The organism is Fontimonas thermophila, assembly GCF_900113085.1.
GTDB lineage: Bacteria > Pseudomonadota > Gammaproteobacteria > Nevskiales > Nevskiaceae > Solimonas > Solimonas thermophila.
Genome location: NZ_FOOC01000009.1, coordinates 34,204 through 56,884, shown reverse-complemented (window position 1 = coordinate 56,884; position 22,681 = coordinate 34,204). Strand labels below are relative to the sequence as shown.

Sequence of the window (22,681 nt, the reverse complement as noted above, 5' to 3'; positions counted from 1 at the left end):
ATCACCCGATTGCGGATCGCAAGCCGTGCAGACGGCGATGCGCCAGATGCGGTGGGGTGTCCATGCCGCACAGGAACGGGGTGGACGGCGCAACCGGGACGCTGACGTCATGTGTCATGCCGCGACGCGCTCGGAGTAGACTGCGCCCAGCCTTATGAATCCACGCAGCGTTCTCGCCGAATGCCCATTGTTCGCGCGCCTGACGGCAGCGGCGCTCGATGCACTCGCCGCGCAGGCCGAGCTGGTCGAAATCGCCAGCGGGCGCGTCTTGTTCGAACGCGGATCACCGTCGGATAGCATTTACATCGTCGCGACGGGCCGTTTGTGCGCCGTACTGCCCGAGGGTATCGTCGCGGGCACGATCGGCCGGCTCGAACCGATCGGCGAAATCGGCGCACTGTCCGGCGAACCGCGCGCCGCCACGGTACACGCCGTGCGCGACAGCCTGCTGATCCGCATCCCTGCGGCGCATTTGTACGCCGTCGTTGGCCGCCACCCCGATGCGCTGATCGAGATCACGCGCGTGATCATCCGGCGGATGCGCCAGAACCAGCGCGCACGCACCCTCGAGCGACAGCGCAAGGAAGCGCACAGTTTCGCCATCGTCCCGGCCACGCCGGAGGTCGATGCCCACGCCATCGCGCGGCAACTCGCCGATGCGATGCACCGCTACTGTGCGCCCACGTTGATCGATGCACACGCCGTCGACGAAGCGCTCGGCGCCGGCGCGGCGCAGGCGCGCATCGACAGTGGTGCTGCCAATCAGCGACTGGTCGAGCACCTCAACCGGCTCGAACGCGAGCGTGAATCTCTCATCTACGTCGCCAATGCGACGCCCGATCCATGGGCGCGGCGCTGCATGCGCCAGGCTGACCGCATTCTTTTCGTCGTCGATGCGCGCACGCCATCCACCGCCAGTGCGATGAGCGATGAGCTGCGGCGCTGTGGGACGCGCGCGCCGGTGGATTTGCTCTTGCTGTGGCCGGAGGGCGTGGATGCACCTGCGGTGATGGCCTGGCGCGAGCGTCTGGGTGCGCAATCGCACTATTTCGTACGCCACCAGCATCGCGATGACTTTGCCAGTCTCGCGCGTCAGCTCACCGGCCGTGGTATCGGCCTGGTTCTCGGCGGCGGTGGCGCGCGCGGCTTTGCTCACATCGGCCTGGTGCGGGCGCTGCGCGAACTCCAGATTCCGGTCGATGTCGTCGGCGGATCGAGCATGGGCGCTTTTTTTTCCGCACTTATCGCCTGCGGTTACGACCATACCGAGATGATCCACATCGCGCGCGAGACCTTCGTCGTCAACAACTACCTCAACGATTATCTCTTCCCGACGGTCGCGCTGATCCGCGGCCGCAAATTCGTGCATCGTCTGCACGAGATCTTCGATGACCGGCGCATCGAACATCTGCGCAAGAGTTTTTTCTGCGTATCGACCAATCTCACGCGCGGCTGCGCGGTGGTGCACGACAGCGGGCCGCTGTATCTGTGGGTGGCTGCGAGCATGGCGGTACCCGGGGTCGCGCCGCCCGTGGTTTGGAAAGGCGAGCTGCTCGCCGACGGCGGTGTCATCAACAACCTGCCGACCGATGTCATGCAGTCCTTGGGACGCGGACCGATCGTCGCCTCCGACGTCAGCACCGAGGGCGGTATCGCTGCGCCTGGCATCGAAGGTCCGGACCCGGAAGGCCTGTTCAAGCTCAAGGGTGACGACGAGCAGCGGCCGCGGCTGTTCTCGATCATTTTCCGGACCGCGACGCTGACCAGCGAAAGCGGCACTGCACAGCGCGCCGCACGCGCCGATGTCTATCTGCGTATGCCGGTTGGCGGTGTCGCTTTGTTCGACTGGAAGCGACTCGACGAGCTCGTCGAGCGCGGCTACCGCCATGCGCTGGAGCAGCTACAGCCGCAGCGTGACCGATTGTTCGGCTGAGAGGCCAACCCAACCCCGGCGCCCCGTGCGCCGGGATTGCCCATCCCTCATTGACTGAGGATGTGGAACTCGACGCGTCGGTTGCGCGCGCGACCCTCCTCGGTTTCGTTGTCGGCGATCGGTTGCCGCTCGCCGCGGCCAACGACTTCGAGGCGGTCCCGAGCGACGCCGCGGTAGACCAAGAATTCGCGCACCGAAGCGGCGCGTGCCAGCGACAATTTGTCGTTGTACGCATCGGAGCCGATGGCGTCGGTATGGCCGATGATCTCCACGCGCATGCTGGGCTGGGCATTCAGCCCATCGGCGATCCGGTCCAGACGCATCCGCGCTTCCCGGGTGAGCTTGGCTGAATCGAATTCGAAGTGGACCGATTCGAGTATGACGATCGTTTGCTCGGCGCGGACGCAACCGGTTTCATCGACGGCGAAGCCCGGCGGGGTGCGCGGGCAGGCATCCACGGTGTTGAGTACACCGTCTTCGTCTTCGTCCAGCGGGCAGCCGTCGGTACCGACGGCGGTACCTGCGGGCGTGCCGGGGCATTGGTCCTGGCTGTCGGCGACGCCGTCCGCATCGGAATCGGACGCGATGGGGATTTGTGTCGGAGGATTCGGTGCCGGAATCAGCGGCGGGGGTGATGGTGGCGGTCTGACCGTTTCGGTGGCGCCCAACGCATACATCAGCCCGGCGTTGAAGCGCGCATCAAAAATTGCGCGCTCATCGGGGTAGAGATCGTTGTCGAGGGTGGCGTAATAACGGCCTTCTAGACGGAGTTGCAACGCCTCTCTGCCGAGCAGCAAACCCACTCCCAAGTCGAAATAAGGGGATATTTCCTGCGAGTTTCCGAGATCCTCCCAGGCGCCGCCCACTCCACCGAGGATGAAGGCGCCGAATCGACGGGAGCCATACAGGTAGCTCAGGTCGAGACCGCCACCGACGACATTGTCACGGGCATTGTCCAACGTGTGATCGGCGCGGTGGCCGAAGAGGTTGAGCTCGAGCGACAGCCATTCGTTGATCGGGCTGCCATGCAGTACGTGCCAACCCACTCCTTCGTCGGTGCCGCGCGCATCGTCGGTGACGACATAGCTGCCCATGACGCTGACGTAATTCGGAGGCGCATCTGCTGACGCTTCATGGGCGACCACGCACAGCATCAACCCCAGTACTGCGTTGACTACATGCTTCATAGGATCCCCCGCGGCTTGTACGCGTATTATCAATCCGACGCCCAGAAACCGCATCATTGGAGTTGCATTGGCCATCCGTGCCAAGCGATGCCGGCATGCGTAGTTTTTCGAGGTCCGAAGGGTCGGCTTCAGAGCGGCTTGCTGAGGGGCGTTCCGACTGTTCAAGGGCTTGTGCGATCCGCAATATAGCGCAACGTCCATCCCGGATGCGCTCGCAGGCGCGAACTTTGACCATCCATGATCCGAGCCTTTGTTTGTTTTCTCGTCGCTGTGACCGCCGCACCGACCGCCCATGCGCTCGACTACCCCGACACCCCCCGCGGGCCGGTGGTCGATGACTATTTCGGCACGCCGGTGCCGGACCCCTACCGCTGGCTCGAGGACGTGGATTCGCCGCAGACCCGCGCCTGGGTCGAGGCTCAGAATGCGCTGAGCTTGCCGTTTCTCGCCCGCTTGCCCGAGCGTGAGGCGCTGCGCCGGCGCCTGACCGAGCTGTGGAATTTCGAGCGCTACGAGGTCGTGGAAAAGCGCGCCGGCCGTTATTTCTTTCGGCGCAACGATGGCTTGCAGAACCAGTCCGTGCTGTATGTCCAGGACGGCCGTAAGGCCAGGCCGCGGGCTCTGCTCGACCCCAATTTACTGGCGGCCGACGGCAGCGTGGCGCTGACCGATTACGAAGTTTCGCCGGATGGACGTTGGCTCGCCTATGCGACGGCGACCTCGGGTTCTGACTGGAACGAGATCCGGGTGCGCGACATCGCCACCGGCAAGGATGGTCCTGATCATCTGGTACGCATCAAGTTTTCGAGCATCGCCTGGACCCGGGATGCCAAGGGCTTTTTCTATTCGCGCTATCCCGATCCGCCCGAGGGCGCGGCTGCCGGCACCTTCGACGATCTGGCTCACCAAAAGCTCTACTACCACCGCGTTGGGACGCCGCAGTCCGAAGACTTGCTCATCTTCGAAACGCCGCAGGAGCCGAAATGGGGATTCGTCCCCGAGGTCACCGACGATGGCCGCTGGCTCGTGATCACGATCTGGCGGGGATCGGAGAATGCCTACCGGGTTTATGTCAAGGATCTCGGCGATCCGCAGCGCCCCAGGCTCGATGCCCCGGTGATCAAGCTCGTCGATGACTTCGAGGCCGAGTACGCGCTGATCGGCAATGTCGGCAGCGTGCTGTATTTCCGCACCAGCCAGGGTGTCGAGCGTGGCCGCATCGCGGCCGTCGATCTTGCCGACCCCGACCGCACCTGGCGCTCGATCGTCCCCGAACAGGCCGATACGCTACGGCACGCACTGTTCGCCGGTGATGGCATCGTCGCCCTGTACATGCGTGATGCCACCTCGCGTCTGCGCCGTTTTGCGCTCGATGGCACACCGCGCGGCGAGATTGCCCTGCCGGGGCTGGGCAGCGTGCCGGATCTGAACTTCGGCGGCGTGCAGATCCGGGGCCAGTTCGGGGATCCAGAACTGTTCTACGCCTTTGCATCATTCAACCGTCCGGCGACGAACTATGTATATGACCTCAGCAAGAACCGCGGCGCGGTGTTCCATCCGCTCAAGCTGCGGTTCAATCCGGACGATTACGTGACCGAGCAGGTCTTCTATCCGTCCAAGGACGGCACGAAGATTCCGATGTTCATCTCGTACAAACGCGGACTCAAGCGCGATGGCCAAAATCCCACGCATCTGTATGGCTATGGCGGCTTCGATATTCCGCTGACGCCGACGTTCTCGGTGCCTAATCTCGTGTGGATGGAGCGCGGCGGAATATTCGCGCAGGCCAACCTACGCGGCGGCGGCGAGTATGGCCGTGCCTGGCATGAGGCTGGCACGCGCGAGCGCAAGCAAAACGTCTTTGACGACTTCGCAGCGGCGGCCCAATACCTGATCGCCCAGCAATACACCTCGCCCCGGCATCTGGCGATCAGCGGCCGTTCCAATGGCGGGCTGCTCGTCGGTGCGACCTTGAACCAGCATCCCGAGCTGTTCGCCGCAGCACTACCGGCAGTGGGCGTGATGGACATGCTGCGTTATCACCGCTTCACGATCGGCTGGGCCTGGGCCAGCGACTATGGCACCGCCGAGACCGAAGAAGGCTTCAAGTATCTGTACGCTTATTCGCCGCTGCATACGATCAAGCCCGGCACGCGCTATCCGGCCGTACTCGTCACCACGGCCGATCACGACGACCGCGTCGTGCCCGGCCATTCGTACAAGTACACGGCCGCATTGCAACATGCCCAGGCCGGTGATGCGCCGATCCTGATCCGCATCGATATCAAAGCAGGACACGGCGCAGGCAAGCCGATTGGCAAACTGATCGAGGAAGAGGCGGACAAGCTCGCATTCATGCGCTACTACACGGGGGGACACTCCGCTCCGGCCCGGCACTGAGGGTGTGAACTGGGTGGCGGTCGCCGAGGCAGAGTGTGCAGATCGAATTGATTTCCGAAGGCCGCCGGCTTTCGCTGAACTGTCATGGCTGGGAGGTAAGCTCCGAGCGTCGTCGAACTGAAATGTCGAGCCATGGGTGCCCGTCATCGCCGTCGATTCCTGGCAATGCCTCGCCCGCCGCTCAGCCGGCGGCGGTTTCTCAAACAGCTCGCCGCGCTGGGGGCGGTTTCCGCCGCAGCGCCGCTGTCCGGTTGCGGGAATAGCGATCCGCTCGCGCAAAGGGTGGGGAATCCGGGGGTGCCGGCACCGCCGCCGGTGGGGCTTTCTTTCCTTCATGGTGTGGCCAGCGGCGACCCGCGGGAGGACCGGGTGATTCTCTGGACCCGCGTGACGCCCGCTGAGCCGGTGGCCGCGATCGCGGTGGACTGGGTGCTGAGTCTCACGCCCGATCTCGCCAACCCCGTGCGCAGCGGCCGCTTCGTCACCGGGCCGGAGCGGGACTACACCGTGAAGGTGGACCCCACGGGTTTGCGCAGCTATACCACGTACTACTATCAATTCAGCGTGACACGGGCCGACGGCAGCGTGGTGCGTTCGCCGATCGGGCGCACCAAGACCGCGCCTGCCATCACCGATGCGGTGGATCGGATCCGGGTCGCCGTCGCTTCGTGCAGCAACTATGGGTTCGGCTTCTTCAGCGCCTACCGGCACATTGGCGTGCGCGCCGATCTGGATCTGGTGATTCACCTCGGGGACTACCTTTACGAAACTGGCGGCGGCGAGATCCGTCAGCACCAGCCGGATCGGGAGATTCTCACGCTGGCCGACTACCGCGAGCGGCACGCGCAGTACAAGTCCGACCCCGATCTACAGGAAGCGCATCGCCAGCATCCCTGGATCACCACCTGGGACGATCACGAAACCACCGACAACAGCTACCGCACCGGCGCCAACAACCACACCGAGGGCGCCGAGGGCTGCTGGGAAGAACGCATGGGCTGGGCGCTTCGCGCCTACTTCGAGTGGATGCCTATCCGCGACAACGGCTTGGGCTTCGATGCCCCCAAGGAAGGCCCTGGGGCCACCTGCCCGTCCACCGGCGAGCGGGGGCTGTTGCCCGAGGGGTTGGGGCGGATCTACCGCACGATCCCTTACGGCAGCCTGATCGATTTCATCCTGCTGGATACCCGACTGGCGGGTCGGGCGCCGCAGAATGGCGTGGACATCGTCTCTGAAGAACAGACCATCCTCGGCGCCGAGCAGCGCGAATGGTTTCTGCAAGAACTGCCCCGTCGCACTGCGCTTTGGAAAGTGGTCGCCAACGGTGTGGGCTTTGCCCCGTTGCGCTTGCCGGCGAATCCAGTGGAGGGCTGCACCAGCCCGCTCTCGCCGGTGGGGATGAACGAGAGCTGCTTTCTCAACGAGGATTCCTGGGACGGCTACCGCTTCGACCGCAACGCGGTGTTCGACTGCATCGAGCAGAACAACATCCAGAACGTGGTGATGATCTTCGGTGACATCCACGCGGTGATCGCCTGCGATCTGCCGCGCAACGGCAACGATCCACAACATTACAATCCGGCGACCGGGGAAGGGTCACTGGGTGTCGAGCTGTGCTGCGGTGCCATCGCCAACGTTCCGCTGCCGATCTGGAACGCCATCCGGCCCTTCAACCCGCATATGAAGCACGCCAACGAGGGGCCGAACGGGTATCTGCTCATGGATATCTCCGCAGAACGCGTGCAGGCCGAGTGGTACTACGCCAATCCTCAGATCCAAAACGCGCCCGAGACCCCGGATCCGGTGATGCTGCAAACGCTGGTGAACAGCCAGCGGCTCACGCCCGCTGCGGTGCGCACCACGGCCAAGCCCAACCCGCCGCCGCTGGTGCCGTGATCGGCTGAACGGGTCGGTAGCTACATAGGTTTTACCCGCTCGAACCCGCGGTGGGGGTCGGCTTGGCCGATGTGCGGAAAGATATCCCCCGTACCCCTCGTGCTGGCAGAGAGTCCGACATCCCGTTTCCGTGACTTTCGCAAGCCGGAAATCCGCTGAAAAAGCTGTGTGTTCATGGCAAGCAGTTGGCCGTAGCGCCAGAGAGGGGCGACGGCTCTGCCTTGTGCCATACGCATGCGTATGGATAGACTGCCGATACCGATCCGGTGTCCGGGTACTGCGCATGAAAACCACGACTGCAGCCGATGCCAAGCCCAGTCTGACCGCCGAGGATTGGGCGCGCGCTGCGCTCGACGCCATGGCCGCCGGCGGGCTGGATGCGGTGGCGGTGGAGCCGCTGGCGCGCCGGCTCGGTGTCACCAAGGGGAGCTTCTACTGGCATTTCCCCAACCGCGAGGCGCTGCTGCGCGCCGCTCTGGAGCTGTGGGAGCGCCGCGAGACCGAGGAGGTGCTCGCGCGTGTCGGTGACGAGCCCGATCCGTATGCGCGCATCGTCAAGGTCTTCAAGGAGGCCAATGCCGGCTATCGTTCGGGCCGTCTGTATCTGGCGATTGCCGCGGCCGAGGATCATCCGCTGGTCCGCGAGTTCGTGCAGCGCGTGTCGGAGAAGCGCATGAACTATCTGGTGCAGTGCTACACGGCGCTCGGGTTCGATCCGGTCCGGGCCCAGCACTGGGCGCGGTTCGCCTACGCGACCTTCATGGGCAATCTGCAGATCCGCCGGGACACGCCCGAGCTGATGCCGACCGGGGCGCAGTTCAACGAATACCTAAAGCTGATGATCAAGACGCTGATTCCGCGCGATGGCGCGGACAAGGGCGAACACAAGGGTGCGCAGGAGGACCACCCGCACGTGGTGCCGCTGCAGCGGCCCGGCGGGGGGGCTTGAACTGGGGTCTTTTCACCGGAGAGTCGCATGTCTATCCAGATCTTCGCGCTGATCGCACTCCTCGCCGTCTGGGGCTTGGCCTACGTCGGCGCGCCGCTGATCGTCTGGACTCTCGCTGCGGGCTTGCTGTTGATCGCGCTCAAGCTGCTGGGTGTGCTGGGTGCGGGTGGGCTGGCCATTGCCGGTGGGGTGTATGCCGCGCTTGCGCTGCTGCTGAACCTGCGCCCGCTGCGCCGCATGCTCGTGACCCGGCCGATCTTCGCTGCGTTCAAGAAGGTTTTGCCGGAGATGTCCGCAACCGAGCGCGAGGCGCTGGAGGCCGGCGATACCTGGTGGGAGGCCGAGATGTTCCGCGGTCGCCCCGACTGGAGCAAGCTGCTCGATTTTAAGTACACGCCGCTGACACCCGAGGAGCAGTCCTTCCTCGACAATGAGTGCGAGGCGCTGTGCAAGCTCTGCGACGACTGGAAGGTCGAATTCGAGCAGAAAGATCTGCCGGAGGCGGTGTGGAACTTCATCCGCGAGAGGAAATTTCTCGCGATGCTGATCAAAAAGGAATATGGCGGCCTCGGGTTTTCCGCGAACGCGCAGTCGGCGGTCGTGACCAAGCTTGCGACCAAGTCGATCACGCTGGCGGTGACGGTCATGGTGCCCAATTCGCTGGGGCCGGGCGAGCTGTTGATGCACTACGGGACGCCGGCGCAAAGACAGCGCTGGTTGCCGGGTCTGGTCTCGGGCAAGGAGATACCCTGCTTCGGCCTCACCGGTCCGGAGGTCGGTTCCGATGCCACGGCGATGCCCGATCTCGGCATCGTTTGCTACGGCGAGCACGAGGGGCAGCGGGTACTCGGCATCCGGCTCAATTTCTCCAAGCGCTACATCACACTGGCCCCGGTGGCGACGGTCATCGGCCTGGCGTTCAAGCTGCGCGATCCCGACGGCTTGCTCGGCGATCCGTCGAAGACCGACTACGGTATCACCTGCGCGCTGATTCCGGCCAAGCACCCGGGCGTGCAGATCGGCCGCCGCCACTATCCGGGCGCGGCGTTCATGAACGGCACGATCCACGGGCGCGACGTGTTCATCCCGGTGGATTGGATCATCGGCGGGCCGGCAATGGCCGGCAAGGGCTGGCGCATGCTGGTGGAATGCCTGTCGGCTGGCCGCGGCATCTCGTTGCCGGCGCTCGCCGCCGCGGCAGGCCAGACCGCCTACCGCATGACCGGTGTCTATGGCCGCTTCCGCCGGCAGTTCAAGGTGCCGATCGGCAAGTTCGAAGGCGTCCAGGAAGCCACCGGTCGCATCGCCGGCTTCGCATATATCCTGGAAGCGATGCGGGTGATGACGGCTTCCGCCGTCGATCATTGCGCGCCGTCGGTGGTGACGGCGATCGCCAAATACCACATGACCGAGATGATGCGCAAAACCATCAACGACGGCATGGACGTGATGGCGGGCAGGGCGATCCAGCAGGGGCCGCGCAATTTCATGGCGACGGCCTACAAGGCGACGCCGGTGGCGATCACGGTCGAGGGCGCGAACATTCTCACGCGCAATCTGATGATCTTCGGCCAGGGGGCGATTCGCTGCCACGCCTACGTGTTTCCGGAGATGGAAGCCGCACGCGAGAACGATCTTGCCGCCTTCGACAGGCTACTGTTCGGGCACATCGGCTTTTCGATCAACCGCGCGGTGCGCGCCTTCACCCTGGGCTTGACCGGTGCGCGGCTGGCCCGCGCGCCGGTGGATGGCGAGCTTGCACCCTATTTCCGGCGGATGGAGCGCTTCTCTGCGGCGCTTGCGTTCTGCGCCGATCTGACGATGGGTGTACTCGGCGGCAAGCTCAAGTTCATGGAGCGCCTGTCCGCCCGTCTGGGCGATGTGCTGAGCCAGCTCTACATCGCTTCCTGTGTCGCCAAGTTTTACCTCGAAGGGCCGAAAACGCAGGCGGAGCTCGCCCATGCACGCTGGGCGCTGGACCATTGCCAATATGAAATCGCCCACGCCTTCGACGGTTTTCTCCGCAACTTCCCGGTGGCCTGGGCACGCTGGGTCATGCGCACCGTCGTGTTCCCGCTCGGCAATCACGTCAAACCCGTCTCGGACGCACGCAATGCGCAGGTTGCCGATCTGATTCTCGAAGACACCGACGTGCGCGAGCGCCTGTCCTGGCTGGTGTTCAAGAACGGCGGGGTGAACGATCCGATCGGCCGCATGGAGCACGCCTGGGCGGTGGGACGCAAAACCGAGGCGGCGTACCAGAAGTTCTACCGACTCGCGGCCAAAGGTGAGCTCGAGGGCGATACCGTCGCCGAACGCCTGCGCAACGCCGTCGCGCGCGGCCTGATGACGCCGGCGGAGGCTGAGCAAGCCCAGGCATACGACACCGTGCGCTACGACGTCATCCTCACCGACGACTTCAGTCCGGCCTACATTGCCGGCGACTATGCCGCCGAACGAGGTGAGGACATCAATCAGGCCGCGCTTCGCGCGCGCGTGGCGTGAGCGTCGCGTCGGTCTTCGGCCGACTGGCGGACCCACGACCATGAGCCGGACGGCAGCGCCGTCCGGCTTTCTTGTGTCCGGTATGTATGGCGGGCGCGCTTACACCACCTCGAACAGCCCGGCGGCGCCCATGCCGCCCCCGATGCACATGGTGACGACGACGTATTTCACGCCCCGGCGCTTGCCTTCGATCAAGGCGTGAGCGACCAGGCGTGTGCCGGAAACACCATACGGGTGTCCTAAGGCGATTGCGCCGCCGTCAACATTGAGCCGGTCGTCCGGGATGCCAAGCCGGTCCTGGCAGTAAATCACCTGTACGGCGAAGGCCTCGTTCAATTCCCACAGGCCGATGTCGTCCATCTTCACGCCGGTGCGTGCGAGCAGGCGCGGTACCGCGTACACCGGGCCGATGCCCATCTCGTCCGGCTCGCAGCCGGCGACGGCAAAGCCGCGAAAGATCCCGAGCGGCGTGAGTCCACGTTTCTCCGCAAGCCGCGCATCCATGACCACGCAGGCGGCTGCGCCATCCGAGAACTGGCTGGCATTGCCGGCGGCGATGACGCCGCCGGGCAGCGCCGGTTTGATCTTCGCAATGGCCTCGTAGGTCGTGCCGGGGCGGATGCCCTCGTCCTCGCTGACCGTCACCTCGCGGGTGAGCAGCATGCCGGTTTGCGGATCGACGATTCCGGACCTGACCGTGATCGGCACGATTTCTTCCTTGAACCGGCCGGCGGCGCGTGCGGCCTCGGCGCGCTGCTGGCTGCGGGCGCCATAGGCATCCTGCCGTTCGCGCGCAATGGCGTAGCGCCGCGCCACGATTTCCGCGGTCTGCAGCATCGGCAGATACAGATCGGGTTTGTGTTCGGCGAGCCAGCCCTCGCGCGTCATGTGCGTGTTGCGTTCGTTCTGCACGCAGGAAATCGATTCCACGCCGCCGGCGACGTAGATGCTACCTTCGCCAGCGAGCACGCGTTGCGCAGCGATCGCGATGGTCTGCAATCCGGACGAGCAGAAACGGTTGACCGTCATGCCCGGCACCGTCACCGGGCAGCCGGCGCGGATCGCGGCCTGGCGCGCGATGTTGTTGCCGGTGGCACCTTCCGGATAAGCGCACCCGAGGATCACGTCTTCGACTTCGCCGGGTTCGAGTCCGGCACGGGCGATCGCGTGGCGCACCACATGGCCGCCGAGCGTGGCGCCATGGGTCATGTTGAAGGCCCCGCGCCAGGATTTGGCAAACGGCGTGCGGGCCACGGAGACGATGACGGCGTCGGTCATGTTCGATTCCCGGCGTGATCAGTTGAACGTCTTGCCTTCGGCAGCGAGTCTTTCCAGCAGTGGTGCCGGCGTCCAGAAGGCCGCATCCGCGCCAGGCTGGCGCGCAAACGCACGCATGCGCCGGGCGACGGTGTACAACCCGACGGTGTCGGCGTAGAACATCGGGCCGCCGCGGTGCAGCGGAAAGCCGTAGCCGTTGAGATAGACCATGTCGATGTCGGATGCGCGCAGTGCGATGCCTTCCTCGAGAATGCGCGCGCCCTCGTTGACCAGCGCGTAGATCAGGCGTTCGACGATCTCGCCATCGTCGATCCGGCGCGGCGCGATGCCGGCTTCCCGGCGGGCATCGACGATGAGTTGCTCGACTTCCGGATCCGGGTACGCGGTGCGGTCGCCGGTCCGGTAGGCATACCAGCCCTTGCCGGTTTTTTGGCCAAAGCGACCGCGCTCACACAGACGGTCGGCGATCACGGCGCGCGGCATCTGCGGGCGTTCGGCGTAATGGCGCTTGCGGATCAGCCAGCCGACATCGTTGCCAGCGAGATCCGACATGCGAAACGGCCCCATCGCCATCCCCCAGCGTTCGATTGCCTGGTCGATCTGCTGGGGCAGCGCACCCTCAAGGAGCATGCGCATCGCCTCGGCGCTGTAGCGGTGGATCATGCGGTTGCCGATGAAGCCATCGCACACGCCCGCGACCACCGGCAGCTTCTTGAGCGTCTTCGCCAGCTTCATCACCGTGGCGAGCACGTCTTTCGCGGTTTTTTCGCCGCGCACGATCTCGAGCAGACGCATCACGTTCGCCGGCGAAAAGAAATGCGTGCCGACGACGTCCTCAGGGCGTGTCGTGAACGCCGCGATGCGGTTGACGTCCAGCGTCGAAGTGTTGGTTGCGAGAATCGCGCCGGGTTTCATCACCGCGTCGAGTTTCTCGAACACGGCTTTTTTCACGTCCATGTCTTCGAAGACCGCCTCGATGACGATGTCCGCGTCGCGGATGTGGGCGTAATCCAGCGTCGGCTGGATCAGCGCCATGCGGGCGGCGAGCGCGTCTGCGCCGAGCTTGCCTTTCTTGACCTGGGATTCGTAGTTCTTGCGGATGGTGGCCAGGCCGCGCTCCAGCGCCTCGGCTTTGATTTCCAGCACGCTGACCGGGATGCCGGCATTGGCGAAGGTCATCGCGATGCCGCCGCCCATCGTGCCGGCGCCGATCACGGCGGCGGTCTTGATCGGTCGGGTCGGTGTGTCCTCCGGTACGTCCGGAATCTTGGTGACGGCGCGTTCGGCAAAAAAGACATGGCGCAGGGCCTTGGACTCCGGCGTCTGCACGAGATACGCAAACGCCTCGCGCTCGGCGGCGAGGCCGGCGTCGAAGGTCGGGCTGGTTACTGCCGCGGCCACGGCGTCGATGCATTTGAGCGGCGCCGGAAACGCCCCGGCGCTGCTGCGCACATGGTGGCGCGCGAACTGGAAGTACGCCTCGGCGTCCGGATGCGTGCACGGCAGATCGCGGATGCGCTTGAGCGCTATGCCTTCGGCCAGGATTTTCTCTGCAAAGGCAAGAGCACCGCTTGCCAGATCGTCGGCAACCAGGGCGTCGAACAGCGCTGTCTGCGAAAGCTGCTGCGCCGGCACCGTGGCGCCGGAGACGATCAGATTGAGCGCGGTTTCGACGCCGACGGCACGCGGCAGGCGTTGCGTGCCGCCGGCGCCGGGCAGAAGGCCGAGCTTGACCTCCGGCAGCGCGATCTGTGCATCGGCGCGCGCGATGCGGAAATGACAGCCCAGCGCCAGCTCCAGCCCGCCGCCCATGCAGGCCCCGGCAATCGCCGCGATCACCGGCTTTGTGCCGCGTTCGATCGCATCGATGAGCGTGTGCAGGGTGGGTTCTGCCCGCATCAGCGGCGAGTTGAATTCGTGGATGTCGGCACCGGCGCTGAAGACCTTGTCGGTTCCGATCAGGACGATGGCACGGACCGCAGGGTCGGCCTCGGCGCGGTCGAGACCGTCGAGGAGCGCGCGCCGCAGCGCAAGTCCAAGACCATTGACCGGCGGATGGTTCATCGCGATCACGGCGATCTGGCCGTGCACCCGATAGTGGCTGACGCTCATCGCATGACCTCGTCGCAACGGGGGAGGCCACGAGCGTAGGCGTGGCATGGCATCCGCACAAATGAAAAGTCCGCATTGCTTTCCATAAGGCATAGGAATGCGCAGGGGGCTGGGGGCATGCGCAAGACTTATCGGCTTCGATGCGCGCGTTTCATTTGCCGGTGATGCGCATCCTCCCTAAGCTGCCGGCAAAGCGATTCGATCGGAGTGCGGCATGGATCTGAATTTCACGCCCGAGGAGCAAAGCTTCCGCGCCGAGGTGCGCGCCTTCATCGATGCGCACTTGCCGGCCGATCTGCGCGCCAAGGTGCTCGAAGGCCGGCGGATGACCAAGGAGGATTATCTGCGCTGGCATCGCATCCTCTACCGGCAGGGTTGGGTGGCGCCGCACTGGCCCAAGGCCTTCGGCGGCGCGGGCTGGAATGCCGTGCAGCAGCACATCTTCCACGAAGAATGCGCCGATGCCGGGGCGCCGGCGCTGATGCCCTTCGGCCTGGTCATGGTCGGCCCGGTGATCATGGCCTTTGGCACGCCGGCGCAGCAGGCGTATTTTCTGCCGCGCATCCTCTCCGGCGAGCATTGGTGGTGCCAGGGCTATTCCGAGCCGGGTTCGGGTTCGGATCTGGCATCGCTGAAAACGCGCGCCGAACGCCGCGGCGATGTGTACATCGTCAACGGCCAGAAAACCTGGACCACGCTGGCCCAGTATGCGGACTGGATGTTCTGCCTCGTGCGCACCGATCCGCAGGCGCGCAAGCAGGAGGGAATCTCGTTCCTGCTGATCGATATGAAATCGCCTGGCATCAGCGTGCGCCCGATCATCATGCTCGACGGTGAGCACGAAGTGAACGAGGTGTTCTTCGACAACGTCGAAGTACCGGTGGCCAACCGCATCGGCGAGGAAAACAAGGGTTGGACCTATGCCAAGTTCCTGCTCGCGCACGAGCGTACCGGGATCGCCGAGGTCGGTCGCTCCAAGCGCTGGCTCAAGCGCCTGAAAGCGATTGCGGCCCGCGAGCGGGCCTGCGGCGGCGGCCGGCTGATCGACGATCCGCGCTTTCGTGACCGCATCGCCCAGGTCGAGATCGAATTGATGGCGCTGGAGGTCACGACGCTGCGCGTGATCGCCGCGGAAATGGAGAAAAAGGCACCGGGGCCGGAGGCCTCGCTGCTGAAGATCCGCGGCTCGGAAATCCAGCAGACGCTCTCCGAGCTGCTGATGCTGGCGCTCGGGCCCTATGCGGCGCCGTACCAGCCCGCTGCGCTCGACGCGGGCTACGACGGGCCCATCGTCGGACCCGAGTACGGTGTGGCGCATACCGGGCTTTACTTCAACATGCGCAAGACCACGATCTACGGCGGCTCCAACGAGATCCAGCGCAACATCATCGCCAAGATGATGCTCGGCTTCTGAACGGTTGCGCCTGCATGCGCCGGCGCATGCGGGCATGACCCGGCGCGCCGGGGGACGACCTCAACGGAAACATCGGCCATGGACTTCAATTTCAGCGACGAGCAGCAACAATTCCGCGACAGTCTCATGCGCTACCTGCGCGAGGCGTACGACTTCGACGCGCGTTGCGCGATCGTGCGCACCGAATCCGGCTGGAGCCGCGCGGTGTGGCAGCAGTTGGCCGAGCTCGGTGCGCTCGGCATCGCATTGCCGGATGCGTATGACGGATTCGGCGGCGATGCCTTCGACACGCTGCTGGTGATGGAGGCGTTCGGGCACGCCCTGGTCGTCGAACCCTATCTCGCCACCGTCGTACTCGGCGCCGGTGTGATCGCCGATGCCGGATCTGATGCGCAGCGTGCCCAGGTGCTGCCGGCGGTGGCGCGCGGCGAGCGGCTGCTCGCACTCGCCTACGGCGAGCCGGCTGCCCGCTATGCGCCGAACCACGTCTCGACGACGGCGAAAAAGCAAGGCGATGGCTGGGTGCTCGACGGGCACAAGGCCGTGGTCTGGCATGGCGACGCTGCCGATCAACTGATCGTCTCGGCACGCACCGCCGGTGCCGTGGCCGATGCGCACGGCATCTCGCTGTTTCTCGTCGATGCGCGCGCGCCCGGGGTTGTCCGGCACGGCTATCCGACGCAGGATGGTTTGCGCGCCGCCGAGATCACGCTCAGCGGCGTGCGCGTCGATGCCGAGGCCTTGATCGGGGTGCAGGACGAGGGCCTGGCGCCGCTGGAAAAAGCGATCGATCGCGGGATTGCCGCGGTCTGCGCGGAAGCCGTCGGTGCGATGCAGGCGGCCATCGAGCAGACCACCGCCTATCTGAAGACGCGCAAGCAGTTCGGCGTGCCGATCGGCAGCTTTCAGGTTTTGCAGCACCGCGCCGTGGACATGTATGTGCATGCCGAGCAGGCGCGGTCGATGGCGTATCTGGCCGCCGCCAAGCTCGATGCGCCGCGCAATGAGCGCCGGCGCGTCCTATCCGCCGCCAAGGTGCTGGTCGGCCAGGCTGCCCGCTATGTCGGACAACAGGCGGTGCAACTGCACGGCGGCATCGGCGTCACCAACGAACTCGCCATCAGCCATTACTTCAAGCGCCTGACGATGCTGGCGCTCGCCTTCGGCGATGTCGATCATCACCTCGGGCGTTTTGGTGAATACCTGGAAGCATGATGCGGTGCGCACGGCATCAGATCTGATGCGGGCCGATGCGGTGCAGATCCGATGTGGCTGTCGGCGATTTACGTTTTTCCGCTGAAGTCCGGCGCGCCGCTCGCCGTCGAGCGTGTGCAGGTGACTGCGCGTGGGCTTGCCGGCGATCGCCGCTGGATGGTCGTCGATGAATCGGGCGCGTTCATCACCGGGCGCACGGAGCCTTATCTGGTGCGGGTGCGTGCCGAACCGCAGGGTGAAGCGCTGCGGCTCGATGCGCCGGGAATGCCGCCGGTGCTCGCCTATCCGGTGTCGCGGCGCGAGACGGTCACGATCTGGCGCGACCTTGTCGAGGCGCGCGCGGCCTGTGCCGAGGCCAATGCGTGGATCCGCGAAGTGCTCGGTCGTCCGTGCCGCCTCGTGTACATGGACGAGGCCGCGCGCAGGCCGGTCGATCCGGCTCATGGCAGGCCCGGCGACGAGGTGAGCTTTGCCGATGCATTCCCGTTACTGCTGATCAGCACGGCTTCACTCGATGCGCTCAACGCGCGGCTTGACGTGCCGGTACCGATGCTGCGATTCCGGCCCAATCTCGTCGTTTCCGGAACCGAGGCGCATGCCGAGGACCACTGGACCCGTATCCGCATCGGTGCCCTCGAGTTCGAGGTCGTCAAGCCGTGCGTGCGCTGTGGATTCACGACGGTGATGCCCGAGACCGGGACGCTCGATCCGCGCGGCGAGCCTTTGCGCACACTGGCGACGTACCGGCGCGGGCCTACGGGTGGGGTCACGTTCGGGCAGAACCTGATCGCGCGCGGCGGCGGATGGCTGCAGACCGGCGATGCCGTAACCGTACTGGCGTGATTCCGGCTGCGCGGCACGCGCATAGAATCACGCCTTCTTGCGAATCCGGAAAGCCCATGCGTCCTGCCGTCGTCGATGCCGTCATTTCTCCCAAGGGCAGCCTGTCCGTGTTGTCGCGCGCCGAGGTCGGCAAGCTGCTCGACGCCAGCCAGGGCGAGCTGTACCGGCTGTTCCGCAGTTGCACGCTCGCCGTGCTCAACAGCGGCACCGACCTCGACGATGGCAAAGAGCTGCTCGAGCGCTATCCCGATTTCGACATCCGCGTGGTGCCGGTACAGCGCGGGGTACAGCTTGCGCTGCGCAATGCTCCGGCAGAGGCTTTCGTCGATGGCGAGATGATCCAGGGCATCCGCGAACATGTGTTTGCAGTGCTGCGCGACATTCTCTACGTCAGCGAGAGAATCATCGGCAATCCGGCCTTCGATCTGGACACGTCCGAAGGTACGACCGATGCGGTGTTCCACATCCTGCGCAACGCCGGCGTGCTGCGGCCGACGACGCAGCCGCGCCTGGTGGTCTGCTGGGGTGGGCACTCGATTCCGCGCGAAGAATACGACTACAGCAAGGAAGTCGGCTATCAGCTCGGCCTGCGCGGCATGGACATCGGCACCGGCTGCGGACCCGGTGCGATGAAAGGACCGATGAAAGGTGCAACCATCGGTCACGCCAAGCAGCGCATCGTCGGCGGGCAGTATCTGGGGATCACCGAGCCGGGCATCATCGCCGCCGAGGCGCCCAACCCGATCGTCAACGCCCTGGTGATCATGCCGGACATCGAAAAGCGGCTCGAAGCCTTCGTGCGCCTGGCGCATGGCATCGTCGTGTTCCCGGGCGGAGTGGGCACGATGGAGGAAATCCTGTATCTGCTCGGCATCCTGCTGCACCCCGACAACGCCGAGATTCCTTTTCCGTTGATCCTGACCGGACCTACGTCGGCGCGCGATTATTTTGCGCGCATCGACGCGTTCATCGCCGACACGCTGGGCGCATCGGCACAGCGCCGCTACCGCATCATCATCGATGACCCGCCGCAGGTCGCGCGCGAGATGCGCGCCGGCATCGAGCGTGTGCGGGCGTTTCGCGCACGGCGCAACGATGCCTATCACTTCAACTGGATGCTCAAGATCGATCGCGATTTCCAGCAGCCGTTCGTGCCGACCCACGAGAGCATGGCGACGCTCGACCTGCACAAAGACCAGCCGCCTGATCGCCTGGCGGCGCATTTGCGCCGCGCTTTCTCCGGCGTGGTCGCTGGCAACGTCAAGGAAGACGGCATCCGCGCGGTCGAGACGCACGGCCCCTTCGAGATCCGCGGCGACGGTGAGATTCTCGCGGCGATGGATATGCTGCTTGCGGATTTCGTCGCGCAGCAGCGCATGAAGCTGCCGGGCAAGCGCTACGAACCCTGCTACCGTCTCGTGCGCTGAAGGCCGCGTGCGATGAAGCCTGCGCACATCGTCGTTGGTGCGATCGTCGGCGGTGCGCTGCTCGCCGCTGCCGCGCTGGTTCTGCGGTCATGGCTTCCCCCATCGGCAGGCATGCCTCAGCCCAGTGCCATCGACATCGGGTTTGCACAGTCGATGGCGCTGCACCACCAGCAGGCCATCGGCATGGCGCAGATGCTGCTCGATGGGCGGCCGACCTCGCTTGCGAGACTCGCACAGAGCATCGCCTATACGCAGTTGCTCGAGCTGGGTCAGATGCGCGGCTGGCTCGAGTTGTGGCAGCAGCCGTTGCTGCCGGACAAGCCGGGCATGGACTGGATGCTGCTCGCCGATGCCCCCCTGGATCCGGCGCTCACCCAGTACCTGCTCGATTGTCGCAATGCACCAGCGGGGATGGTCGGGCTGGCCACCGAGGCCGAGCTCGCCGAGCTGCGCCGCCTGGAGGGGCAGGCCCGCGATGCGCTGTTCCTGCGCCTGATGCGCGCGCATCACGAAGGCGGTCTGCCAATGGCGATGTTCGCCGCGCAGCACGCACGCGTTCCCGCCGTGCGTGCGCTGGCAAACCGCGTCGTCATCGAGCAGTCGCACGAGCTGCGGCTGATCGCCTCGATGCTCGCCGCGCTCGAGGCCCCTCGGGCCGACTGATTGGGGCCGGTATACTGCGGTCATCCCCGGAGGAGAGACACCATGAGGTTTGCGCTGTCATTCCTGGCACTCGTCGCCGGCGTGCTCGCCGGTTGTGGCGATGGCACCACACCGGGTGCGCCGCCGCTGGCAGGGCCCACGCCCAAGGCGCAGTGCGGTCCGGGTTCACGCCCGGAAACCGACTTGCAGGGGCGGGTCAGTGCCGAGGATCACGCCAGCGGCCGCGCTGCGCAGGGCTATACCTGCAACACCGAACTCGTCGGCCAGTACGTCGTGCCCAATGCGATCGGGACCGTCGGCGGGTTCAAGGTGGAGCGCTATATCGACCGGGCCGGGCGCGAATGCGCGTATTACGACACCACGTTGCTGTTCCCGACCAACGTGCTCGATGCCAACGCGGGAATCAATGTGCTGGACATGAGCAACCCGGCGCAGCCGGTGCTGACGGCGCGGCTGACGACGCCGGCGATGCTGTCTCCGCACGAGTCGCTGGTGCTATCGCAGGAGGCGGGGGTGCTCGCCGCGGTCATGGGCAATCCGGCGTTCTATCCGGGCATCGTCGATGTTTACGACATCTCTGAGGACTGCCGCTATCCGCAATTGCGGGCCTCGGCGCCGGTGGGCTTTCTGGGTCACGAGAGTGGCATGGCGCCGGACGGCAAGACGTTTTATTCCGCATCGCCGGGTACGCCTACGCTCACCGCCGTGGACATCTCCAATCCGCTCGCCATCCGGCCGCTGTGGACCGGCAATTACACCTCGCACGGTCTGTCGATCAGCAACGACGGCAACCGTGCCTACGTGGCCGCCGGCAACGGCAATGGCGTGCTGATCCTCGATGTCTCCGAGATCCAGGCGCGCAAGCCCAATCCGCAGGTACGTGAAATCAGCCGGCTGTCCTGGGACAACCAGACCATTCCGCAGAACGCGATTCCGTTCACACGCGACGGCAGGCCGTATCTGCTGGAGATCGACGAGTATTCGTCCAACGCTCCGGGCGGCAGCGTCGCCGCGCATGGCGCGATCGTCGGCGCCGGGCGCATCATCGACATCAGCGACGAGACGCGCCCGGTGATCGTCTCGAACCTGCGGCTGGAGGTGCACGAGCCGGAGAACCGCGCGCGGATCGCCGATGACCCCGGCGCGCAGTTGCCGGTGCAGGGATATGCCGGGCATTACTGCAACGTCCCGACCCGGGTGAACCCCGACATCGCGGCGTGCAGCATGATCATCTCGGGGTTGCGCATCTTTGACATCCGCGATCCGCGCCGTCCGCGCGAGATCGCGTATTTCAACGCGCCGGTGAATCCGCGCATCACGCCGGGGTTCGAAGCCAGCAACTGGGCGATGTCGAGCCCGGCGTTCGCGCCGGAGCGCAAGGAAATCTGGTATTCCGACGGCTACAGCGGTTTTTATGTCGTGCGCGTGACCAACGGCGTCTGGTGAGCGCTCACGTCGGCTGCGGACGCAGCCCCGCGATGGCGGCGCGAAACGGCGCCATGCCTGCGCGCAGGAAGACGATCGACGCCAGGCACGATGCGCCACCGACGATCAACATCGACCAGCGCAGCGCGTGGTCATTGGCAAACACATAGTCGGTGATCAGCGCGATCGCGGTCGGGCGATGCCGAGCCCGATCATGTTGGTCATGAACAGATACACCGCCGTGGTCTGGCCGCGCATGCGATTGGGCACGATTTCCTGCAACGCCGCCGGGGCGGCGCCAAACGGCATCGCCAGTCCGAACACCGGCACCACCAGCGCGACCGCGGCAATCGTGCCGCTCGGCGCGAGCAGATAGCCAGCCCCGCCGATCAGGGTGATGAGGCCGGCGAGCACGCCGACACGCAGCGCCGCGTCGCTGTGGCCCTGCCTGATCCAGCGGTCGGCGATGCGGCCGCCGATGATGATGCCGGCGCTCGCGAAAACCAGGACCTCAAGGCCAAAGACGATGCCGATCTCGGCCGCCGTCCAGCCGTGTGAGCGGACGAAGTAGGTCGGGATCCACGCCGTGGTGCCATAGGAGCACAGCGCCAACATCGCAAAGCCGACGTTGTGGCTCAGCACGGCCCGCCGGTGGGCCCACAGATACGACACCACCTCGGAAAACGGCAGGCTGTCCTGCCCGGCGACGACGCCCTGGCGCGGCGGCTCGCGCACCAACAGGAAGGCGAAGCTGAACAGCACGCCGGCGACACCGAGGATCAGGAATACGGTCTGCCACGGCCGGATCTCGCCGAGCAGCGGCAGTACGACGATCCCCTGCGCGACGCTGTACTGCACGACCAGGCCGCCGACGAGAAACGCAAGGCCGGAACCGAGGAAGATGCCCATCGAGTACACACTCATCGCCGTCGAGCGACGCTCGGGCGGAAAGTAGTCGGCGATCATCGAGTACGCCGCCGGCGACAGCGCTGCCTCGCCGACACCGACGCCGATACGGAACAGCAGCAACTGCCAGTAGTGCCTGGCCAGGCCGCAGAACGCGGTCATCGCACTCCAGACGACGAGGCCGGCGACGATCAAGCCGCGGCGGCTTCTCGAATCGGCGATGCGCGCGAGCGGAATGCCAAGAATGGTGTAGAAGATCGCAAACGAAAAACCCATCAGCAGACTCATCTGTGTGTCGCTGATGCCCAGGTCCGCCCGGATCGGCCCGACCAGCAGGTTGAGGATCTGCCGGTCCACGAACGAGAACACGTAGGCGATCATCAAGATCGCGACGACGAACCACGGGTACGCCAGTGATGCCGGATGGCCGCTCGGATGCGACATTGGTTCTCCCCCAGTGACGGCGCAGCGCCGATCGGCGCGTGTCTTCATGGATTGTACGCGCCGTGGCGCAGTCGGCGGCGAGGG

General features: G+C 65.3%; 14 protein-coding genes and 1 pseudogene. 11 read left to right on the top strand and 4 right to left on the bottom strand.

Annotated features, from left to right (window positions below):
* Positions 1 to 154 precede the first annotated feature (154 nt).
* On the top strand, positions 155 to 1,933 hold the full coding sequence (locus BMZ48_RS09520; protein WP_091534346.1) for a patatin-like phospholipase family protein: 1,779 nt from the start codon (positions 155 to 157) through the stop codon (positions 1,931 to 1,933).
* Positions 1,934 to 1,980: 47 nt separating this feature from the next.
* Here BMZ48_RS09520 and BMZ48_RS09510 read toward each other — a convergent pair whose 3' ends face one another.
* The gene (locus tag BMZ48_RS09510; RefSeq protein ID WP_159431151.1) at positions 1,981 to 3,120 is read right to left on the bottom strand and encodes an OmpA family protein; all 1,140 of its coding nucleotides are present in this window, start codon (positions 3,118 to 3,120) and stop codon (positions 1,981 to 1,983) included.
* A 237-nt stretch (positions 3,121 to 3,357) separates the two neighbouring features.
* On the opposite strand from BMZ48_RS09510, the gene BMZ48_RS09505 reads away from it, so the two are divergent.
* The 4 genes from BMZ48_RS09505 to BMZ48_RS09490 all read left to right on the top strand — a co-directional run bounded on the left by BMZ48_RS09505 (position 3,358) and on the right by BMZ48_RS09490 (position 10,870).
* Complete coding sequence (locus tag BMZ48_RS09505) at positions 3,358 to 5,520, top strand: prolyl oligopeptidase family serine peptidase (RefSeq protein WP_091534343.1); 2,163 nt, start codon at positions 3,358 to 3,360, stop codon at positions 5,518 to 5,520.
* A 132-nt stretch (positions 5,521 to 5,652) separates the two neighbouring features.
* Positions 5,653 to 7,416 carry an alkaline phosphatase D family protein gene (locus BMZ48_RS09500; RefSeq protein ID WP_091534340.1) on the top strand — a complete coding sequence of 588 codons (1,764 nt, stop codon included), beginning with the start codon at positions 5,653 to 5,655 and terminating at the stop codon, positions 7,414 to 7,416.
* Between the two features lie 283 nt (positions 7,417 to 7,699).
* Complete coding sequence (locus BMZ48_RS09495; protein WP_091534337.1) at positions 7,700 to 8,365, top strand: TetR/AcrR family transcriptional regulator; 666 nt, start codon at positions 7,700 to 7,702, stop codon at positions 8,363 to 8,365.
* A gap of 27 nt (positions 8,366 to 8,392) precedes the next feature.
* On the top strand, positions 8,393 to 10,870 hold the full coding sequence (locus BMZ48_RS09490; RefSeq protein WP_091534334.1) for an acyl-CoA dehydrogenase: 2,478 nt from the start codon (positions 8,393 to 8,395) through the stop codon (positions 10,868 to 10,870).
* Positions 10,871 to 10,969: 99 nt separating this feature from the next.
* On the opposite strand, the gene BMZ48_RS09485 is transcribed toward BMZ48_RS09490, so the two are convergent.
* Positions 10,970 to 12,148, bottom strand: a complete 1,179-nt coding sequence (locus BMZ48_RS09485) for an acetyl-CoA C-acyltransferase (protein WP_091534332.1) — start codon at positions 12,146 to 12,148, stop codon at positions 10,970 to 10,972.
* 18 nt (positions 12,149 to 12,166) lie between these two features.
* Positions 12,167 to 14,260, bottom strand: a complete 2,094-nt coding sequence (locus BMZ48_RS09480; RefSeq protein WP_091534329.1) for a 3-hydroxyacyl-CoA dehydrogenase NAD-binding domain-containing protein — start codon at positions 14,258 to 14,260, stop codon at positions 12,167 to 12,169.
* A gap of 214 nt (positions 14,261 to 14,474) precedes the next feature.
* Between BMZ48_RS09480 and BMZ48_RS09475 the strand changes: the two genes are divergently transcribed.
* The 6 genes from BMZ48_RS09475 (at position 14,475) to BMZ48_RS09450 (ending at position 21,268) form a co-directional block, all read left to right on the top strand.
* Positions 14,475 to 15,674 (top strand): acyl-CoA dehydrogenase family protein, encoded by a 1,200-nt coding sequence (locus BMZ48_RS09475; RefSeq protein ID WP_091534327.1) that lies wholly within the window; start codon positions 14,475 to 14,477, stop codon positions 15,672 to 15,674.
* A gap of 78 nt (positions 15,675 to 15,752) precedes the next feature.
* Positions 15,753 to 16,889, top strand: a complete 1,137-nt coding sequence (locus BMZ48_RS09470; protein ID WP_091534325.1) for an acyl-CoA dehydrogenase family protein — start codon at positions 15,753 to 15,755, stop codon at positions 16,887 to 16,889.
* 51 nt (positions 16,890 to 16,940) lie between these two features.
* Positions 16,941 to 17,732 carry an MOSC domain-containing protein gene (locus BMZ48_RS09465; protein WP_091534322.1) on the top strand — a complete coding sequence of 264 codons (792 nt, stop codon included), beginning with the start codon at positions 16,941 to 16,943 and terminating at the stop codon, positions 17,730 to 17,732.
* A gap of 56 nt (positions 17,733 to 17,788) precedes the next feature.
* Entirely contained in the window at positions 17,789 to 19,159 is a 1,371-nt protein-coding gene (ppnN, locus tag BMZ48_RS09460; RefSeq protein ID WP_091534319.1) for a nucleotide 5'-monophosphate nucleosidase PpnN, read from the top strand.
* Between the two features lie 12 nt (positions 19,160 to 19,171).
* The gene (locus tag BMZ48_RS09455; RefSeq protein WP_091534318.1) at positions 19,172 to 19,822 is read left to right on the top strand and encodes a DUF305 domain-containing protein; all 651 of its coding nucleotides are present in this window, start codon (positions 19,172 to 19,174) and stop codon (positions 19,820 to 19,822) included.
* Positions 19,823 to 19,864: 42 nt separating this feature from the next.
* Positions 19,865 to 21,268: an LVIVD repeat-containing protein gene (locus BMZ48_RS09450; RefSeq protein ID WP_143383671.1), complete on the top strand. Its 1,404-nt coding sequence runs from the start codon at positions 19,865 to 19,867 to the stop codon at positions 21,266 to 21,268.
* A gap of 4 nt (positions 21,269 to 21,272) precedes the next feature.
* On the opposite strand, the pseudogene BMZ48_RS09445 reads toward BMZ48_RS09450, so the two are convergent.
* Positions 21,273 to 22,597 (bottom strand): annotated as a pseudogene (locus BMZ48_RS09445) (spinster family MFS transporter).
* Between the last annotated feature and the right edge of the window lie 84 nt (positions 22,598 to 22,681).